The organism is Piscinibacter sp., from assembly GCF_050175855.1.
Classification (GTDB): Bacteria; Pseudomonadota; Gammaproteobacteria; order Burkholderiales; family Burkholderiaceae_C; genus Piscinibacter.
Genome location: NZ_JBFXIO010000295.1, coordinates 1 through 6,731 on the forward strand (window position 1 = coordinate 1; position 6,731 = coordinate 6,731).

The 6,731-nt window shown below is 70.8% G+C and carries 5 protein-coding genes; all 5 read left to right on the forward strand.

The genetic code is table 11. From position 1 onward, the window contains the following. The coding region (gene flgJ, locus AB7U92_RS19245) for a flagellar assembly peptidoglycan hydrolase FlgJ (RefSeq protein WP_428580659.1) at window positions 1-734 on the forward strand (734 nt) is incomplete at its 5' end. A gap of 13 nt (window positions 735-747) precedes the next feature. Then, window positions 748-2,733 (forward strand): flagellar hook-associated protein FlgK, encoded by a 1,986-nt coding sequence (gene flgK, locus AB7U92_RS19250; RefSeq protein ID WP_428580662.1) that lies wholly within the window; start codon window positions 748-750, stop codon window positions 2,731-2,733. A gap of 14 nt (window positions 2,734-2,747) precedes the next feature. Continuing rightward, a complete protein-coding gene (gene flgL, locus AB7U92_RS19255; protein WP_428580665.1) occupies window positions 2,748-3,950 on the forward strand; it encodes a flagellar hook-associated protein FlgL in 1,203 nt (400 codons plus the stop codon). Window positions 3,951-3,957: 7 nt separating this feature from the next. Next, the gene (locus AB7U92_RS19260) at window positions 3,958-5,157 is read left to right on the forward strand and encodes an EAL and HDOD domain-containing protein (RefSeq protein ID WP_428580668.1); all 1,200 of its coding nucleotides are present in this window, start codon (window positions 3,958-3,960) and stop codon (window positions 5,155-5,157) included. 16 nt (window positions 5,158-5,173) lie between these two features. Continuing rightward, window positions 5,174-6,731, forward strand: a 1,558-nt coding sequence (locus tag AB7U92_RS19265) for a PAS domain S-box protein (RefSeq protein WP_428580671.1), incomplete at its 3' end; no start/stop codon positions are given.

Genomic DNA, 6,731 nt, shown 5'->3' on the forward strand with positions numbered 1-6,731 from the left:
TGTTCCTGCAGCAGCTGATGAAGAGCATGCGCGACGCGTCGATGTCCAGTGGCATGCTCGACAACGAAGGCTCCAAGCTCGGCACCGAGATGCTCGACACGCAGTTCGCCACCAAGATGACCGGCCTGCCCGGCGGGCTGGCCGACATCATCGCGAAGCAGCTGGAGCGGCAGATGAGCGGCGCACAGCCGGCCATCCCGAGCGCACCTTCCACCGAGGCCGCGCCGCTGAACGGCCGCAAGGGCACGCCGGGCCAGGCCGAGTTCGTCGGCCGGCACAGCGATGCGGCCCGGGCTGCCGAAGCCGAGACCGGCATCCCCGCTGCCTTCATGATCGCGCAGGCCGCGCACGAGTCGGGCTGGGGGCGGCGCGAGATCCGCAACGCCGACGGCTCGCCATCGAACAACCTGTTCGGCATCAAGGCCGGCCCGTCGTGGAAGGGCGCGGTGGCGGAGATCACGACGACCGAATACGTCGATGGCCAGCCCCGCAAGGTGACGGCGAAGTTCCGCGCCTACGCCAGCGCCGCCGAAAGCTTCGCCGACTACGCGCGGCTGATGAAGACCAGCCCGCGCTACAAGGGCGTGCTGGAGAGCGTTGCCAACAACGCCGGCAGCGCCGAGGGCTTCGCGCAGGGCCTGCAGAAGGCCGGCTACGCCACCGACCCGGCCTATGCCGACAAGCTGGCGCGCACCATCAACACCACGCTGCGCCTGCAGCGGGCCATGAGCTGAAGGACATCCGGGCATGGGCGCTTCCGCACTGATGTCGCTGGGCATGCGCGCGATGAGCGCGAACTACGCTGCCCTGCAGGCCACCGGCCACAACATCTCCAACGTCAACACCGAGGGCTACTCGCGGCAGAGCGTGGTGCTGGGCACCAACGGCGGGCAGTTCACCGGCGCCGGCTTCTTCGGCAAGGGCGTCAACGTCGACGCCGTCAAGCGCGAGCACAGCGAGTTCCTCACCCGAGAGGCGGCGACCACGAAGGCCATTGCCGCCGCCGACGAGACGCGCAGCGCACAGTTGCAGCAGCTCGAGAAGGTATTCCCGCTCGGCGAGGACGGCCTGGGCTACGCGGCGACGCAGATGTTCAACGCCTTCGTCGACGTGGCCAACAAGCCCGCCGACACCTCGGCGCGGCAGGTGGTATTGGCGCGCGCCGGCGAGTTCGCCACGCGGCTGAAGTCGGCCGGCGAGCAGCTCGACACGCTGCAGCAGGGCGTGACGGAGGAGCTCAAGGCGAGCATCTCGCAGGTCAACATGCTGGCCGGTCGCGTGGCCGAGCTGAACCAGAAGATCGCCGCGGTGAAGGGCTCCGGCCAGTCGCCCAACGACCTGCTCGACCAGCGCGACCAGACCATCAACGAGATGAGTCGCTACCTGCAGGTGACGACCATCGAGGCCGGCGACGGCAGCATGAGCGTATTCATCGGCGGCGGCCAGAAGCTCGTGCTGGGCAACCAGACCACCACGCTGGTGGCGGTGGCCGACGTGTTCGATCCCTCGAGGCTGCAGCTCGGCGTGAACGACGCCGGCACGCTGCGCGAGATGCCACAGGAGCTGGTGACCGGCGGCGCCATCGCCGGGCTGCTGCGCTTCCAGAACCAGGACCTGGTGTCGGCGCGCAACCAGCTCGGCCAGATCGCCGCGTCGGTGGCCGGCAACGTCAACCGCCAGCAGGCGCTGGGCCTGGACGGCAGCCAGCCGCCGGCCACCGGCGCGCCGCTGCTCACCGTCGGCGGCCCGCAGGTGCTGCCGGCCAACACCAACACCGGCAGCTCGACCGTCACCCTCGCGATCGCCGAGCCGATGGAGCTGCAGGCCAGCGACTACGAGCTGTTCCGCGACCCGGCCCTGCCGGCGGGCAGCTACACGTTGACGCGGCTGTCCGACGGCACCACGCAGACGGTGACCAGCGGCATGGTGGTCGACGGCTTTCGCATCACCGTCGGCGCCCCGGCCCCGGCGGCCAACGACCGCTTCCTGCTGCAGCCGGTGGCCGCGGCGGCGCGCAATGCCGGGCTGGCGCTGGAGAACACCCGCGGTATCGCGGCGGCCTCGCCGGTGGCGGCCACCTTCGCCGTCGACAACCTCGGCACCGCCTCGATGGCCTCGCTCAGCGCCACGGCGGTGAACGCCGCCGCCGCGCCGCTGACGGCGACCCTCACCTTCACGAACGACAGTGGCGCCTACAACTGGGAGCTGCGCGACGCGAGCAACGCGCTGGTGCGCAGCGGCACCGGCACCTGGAGCGCCGGCACGCCGATCCGCAGCGACGCCTGGACGCCGACCACGCCGGCGCAGCGCTTCGACTGGGCGCTCGACCTCAGCGGCGTGCCGCGCAGCGGCGACGTGCTGACGGTCGGCGACACGCCGTTCCCGGCCTCGGACAACGGCAACGCGCGCGCCATGATGGCGCTGCGCGACGCCGGCCTGGTCGGCCAGCGCACGCTGGCCAGCGGCACGGTGGTGCCCGGCGCCAGCGTCACCGACGCCTACGCCAACGTGCTGGCGGAGGTGGGCGTTCGCGTGCAGAGCGCGCAGCTCTCGGCCAGGCAGTCGGCCTCGATCGCCGACCAGGCCGAGAACAACCTTCAGGCCAAGGTCGGTGTCAACCTCGACGAGGAGGCGGCCCGGCTGATCCAGTTCCAGCAGAGTTACCAGGCCGCGGCCAAGATGCTGCAGGTGGCGCAGTCGCTGTTCGACACGCTGCTGCAGACCGCTGGCTGAACCGAAAGGCGATCATGAGTTTGCGCATCAGCACCCGCGGCATGACCGAGGCCGGCATCGAGACGCTGCAGAAGAGGCAGGTCGAGCTGGCCGAGGCCCAGGAGCGCCTGACCACCGGCAAGCGCGTGCACAAGGCCAGCGACGACCCGGCTGCGGCGGCCCGCGCCGAGCGCGCGCTGGCCGGCCAGATGCGCGCCGAGACCAGCCAGCGCGCGGTGGACGCCAGCCGCACCGCGATGTCGCTGTCGGAAACGGCCATGGGCGACGCGATCGAACTGCTGCAGCAGGCGCGCGAGGCCATGGTGGCGGCCGGCAACGCCTCGTACAGCGACCAGGAGCGCGCCAACCTCGCCGAGAAGGTGAAGGCGATCCGCAATCAGCTGCTGTCGGTGGCCAACCGCACCGACGGCGCCGGCACCTTTCTGTTCGGCGGCCAGGGCGCGACGACGCAGCCCTTCGTCGACGCGCCCGGCGGCATCGACTACCGCGGCATCAGCGGCGAGCGCCGCACCGAGCTGGCCACCGACCTGCCGCTGACGGTCAATGGCGACAGCGTCTTCATGACGGCACGCACCGGCAACGGCGTATTCCAGACCAGCGCCGGCGCGGGCGTCACCACGGCGTGGATCGACAACGGCCAGGTCAGCGACCCGGCGGCGCTGACCGGCTCGACCTACACGCTGCAGTTCAGCGTGTCCGGCGGCACCACCACCTACGCGGTGCTGCGCGACGGCAACCCGACCGCGCTGACGGCCGCGCCCTACGTGTCGGGCCAGGACATCACGGTCGACGGCATGACCTTCCGCATCAGCGGCGCGCCAGCCAACGGCAACAGCTTCACGGTGCAGCCTTCGAGCTCGACGCTGTCGATCTTCGATGCGCTGGACCGGGCCGTGACCGAGCTCGCCACCAGCGGCCGCAGCGGCGCCCAGATCGCCCAGGGCAACACCAATGCATTGCGCGACATCGACCAGTCGATGGCCCAGCTGCAGGGCGCCCGGGCGGTGGCCGGCGAGATGCTGGTGCGCATCGACGGCGAGACTGCCCGGCTGGCCGACCAGAAGCTCGCCAATCAGATTCAGCGCAGCAATGCGGAAGATTTGGACATGACCGAGGCCATCTCGAAGTTCCAGAACATGCAAACCGGCTACGATGCCGCGCTGAAGTCCTACTCGATGGTGCAGCGGCTGTCGCTGTTCGAGTACTTGAGAACCTGAGGTCCAGATGCTGGATGTCGCGATCCTCGGCCAGGTGGCCTTCGGCTACTCGCCCTTCATCGACAAGAACCGGTCGGTCACGGCCACGCGGTTGACGGTCTTTCCGCTCAAGCCCGACATGGTGCCCGATGCGGCGCAGCTGCTGCATGCCGTGGGCGGCGTCTGGCCCGCCGATGGCGCGCGGGTCTCGCTCAACATCGCCAGCGAGTCGCTGCTGCAGGACCTGATGCAGGCCCAGCCCTCGGGCAACGTGATGATCGAGATCCCGGCCTTCATGGCCTGCGACCCGGCCAACACCGCCGCCATCGTGGCGCTGCGTGCCAACGGCAACGTGCTGATGCTCAAGGGGCGCCCGCTGCAGGAGCTGCCACGCGAAGTGCTGCCGTGCTTCAAATACTCGGTGATCGACGTCGCCGACGACCGCCGCACCGACGGCTCCAAGCCGCCGCCCGGCGTCGAGCGCAACATCCCGCACGTGCAGGCCGGCGTGCGCACCATTGCCGAGATGGAGCAGTCGTTCGCGCGCGGCGCCGAAGCCGTGCTCGGCTGGCCGATCGACGACGTCGTGCAGGCCGGCAATGCGAAGTCGCGCGCCGGCCAGCCCGACATGCAGGCGATGATCGAGCTGATCCGCCAGGTCGATGCCGCCGAGCCGATCGAGAAGCTGGAGAACACGCTCAAGCGCGATCCGTCGCTGGCCTTCAAGCTGATGCGCTACATCAACTCGCCGGCCTTCGGCCTGCGCGTGGAGATCAGCTCCTTCCGCCACGCCATCATGATGCTCGGCTACAAGCGCCTGAAGCGCTGGGTGGCGCTGCTGCTGGCCACGGCGAGCAAGGACGTGAACATGAAGCCGGTGATGTTCGCCGCCGTGCGCCGCGGGCTGCTGATGGAGGAGCTCGGCCGCGCCAGCAGCGACGAGGAGATGCGCAGCGAGCTGTTCATCTGCGGCGTGTTCTCGCTGCTCGACCGCATGTTCCAGCAGCCGTTCTCCGAGCTGCTCGCGAACATCCCGGTGCCCGAGCGTGTATTCCAGGCGCTGGCGCAAGACACCGGGCCGTTCCAGCCCTACGTGAACATGGTGCGCGCGATCGAGAACGAGTCGCTGTTCGACTTCCGCGAAGCCGCCGATGCCCTGATGATGAGCGTCAGCGAAGTCAACCGTGCGCAGCTGCGCGCCCTGACCGCCGCCTCGCAACTGGAATGAAAGGTCCCACGGCCCCGTGGCATTGAGGGGCCCGATCCGCCCCGAGACCCGGCTGCCGCTGGCGGCCTGGATGCCCCTGCTCGACACCCTGGGAGACGCGGTGCTGCTGGTCGATGCCGAGGGCGTCGTGCAGCGGGCCAATGCGAGCGCGCAGGCCGCCTGCGGCGGCGCCGTCGGCCAGCGCATCGACGCGCTCGAGCCCTGGCTTGGCGAGGCAGCGACGCAGTGGCTGCAGTCCGCCTGGCGCGGCGGTGCGCGGGCCGCTGAACCGCCCGTGGCGCTGCTGGCCGACGGCCGCCGTGCGACCCTGGCCTGGCGCCGCCTCGACAGCGGCGACGGCGTGGTCAGCCTGCGCGTGCAGGCCGCCGAGCTGCCGGCGCCGGCCGCCGCCCCTCATGTCGTCGAGGAGGCCTTCCGGCTGGTCTGGGACGCGCCGTTCCCGGCCACGCTGCAGGACGCCGATTTCCGCCTGGTCGACGTCAACCCGGCCTACCTCGAGTTCACCGGCTACACGCGCGAGGCGCTGATCGGCCGTGACCCGATCGAACTGCAGCCGGAGGAAGACCGGCCGCGTACGCTCGCCGCGCGCGACGCCTTCCTCGCGCAACGCGGCGAGGCGGAAACCGGGCCCCTGTTCGAGCGTCGCCTGATGGACGCCGGCGGCCGCGAGCGCTGGTACCGCGCGACGCGGCGACGGGTGACCGATGCCCTGGGCCGCACCCTGCTGCTGGTGGTGATGCAGGATTCCACTGCGGAACATGCAGCACGCGAGCGTGCCGACCGCTCCGCGCGCGAGCTCGACCAATGGTTCGACCTCAGTCCGGTGGGCATGGTGCTGTTCGACGAGCGCGGCCTGGTGGTGCGCAGCAACCCGGCCTTCGAGGCCCTGGTCGGCAGCGTGCCGGTCACGCTGCCCGACGCCGACGAGGCACTGCGCGAGCTGCTGTGCTGGCAGGGTGGGGTCGTGGCCGCCGAACTGCGCCCGGGTGCGCCGCCGCTGGAGCGCCAGGTGTGGATGCCGCGACCCGGCCATGCGCCGCTGCGCCTGCGCGCCGTGGTGCGTTGCTACAAGTCCACCGGTGGTTCGCCGCGCTTCATGGCCGTGGTCGAGGACCGCAGCGTCGAGGAGGAGCGTGACCTCGCCCAGCTGCAGATCGGCGCGATGATGGACACCGCCGGCGTCGGCCTGGCTACCTTCCAGGAGTCCGCCGGATGGGTGCGCCAGCGCCAGGGCGGCAGTGGCGCCAGCAGGCCCTCGGCCCTGCAGGCCATCGGCCGCGACGTCGTGCTGCCCGAGTCGATCCCCGAATACGAACGGCTGCAGCGCGCCCTGCGCCTGGGCGAGCGCGCCGAGGTGCGCTATGCGGTGCGCCACCCCGAGCTCGGCCAGCGCTGGCTGCTGACGCGCGTGGAGCCGGCCACGCTGGCCTCCGGGCAGCGCACCACTTCGGTGGTGACGCTGGACGTCACCGAGCAGGAGCAGGCGCGCTCGCGCAGCGAGGAGCTGCTGCGCGAGATGACCAGCATCCTGGAGAGCACGGTCACCGGCATCGCCCACCTGCGCGGCGAGCACC

Excerpts from the sequence above, each read along its gene's own strand:
- flgL (WP_428580665.1), top strand. The coding sequence starts at position 2,748 with ATGAGTTTGCGCATCAGCACCCGCGGCATGACCGAGGCCGGCATCGAG.
- AB7U92_RS19260 (WP_428580668.1), top strand. The coding sequence starts at position 3,958 with ATGCTGGATGTCGCGATCCTCGGCCAGGTGGCCTTCGGCTACTCGCCC.
- flgK (WP_428580662.1), top strand. The coding sequence starts at position 748 with ATGGGCGCTTCCGCACTGATGTCGCTGGGCATGCGCGCGATGAGCGCG.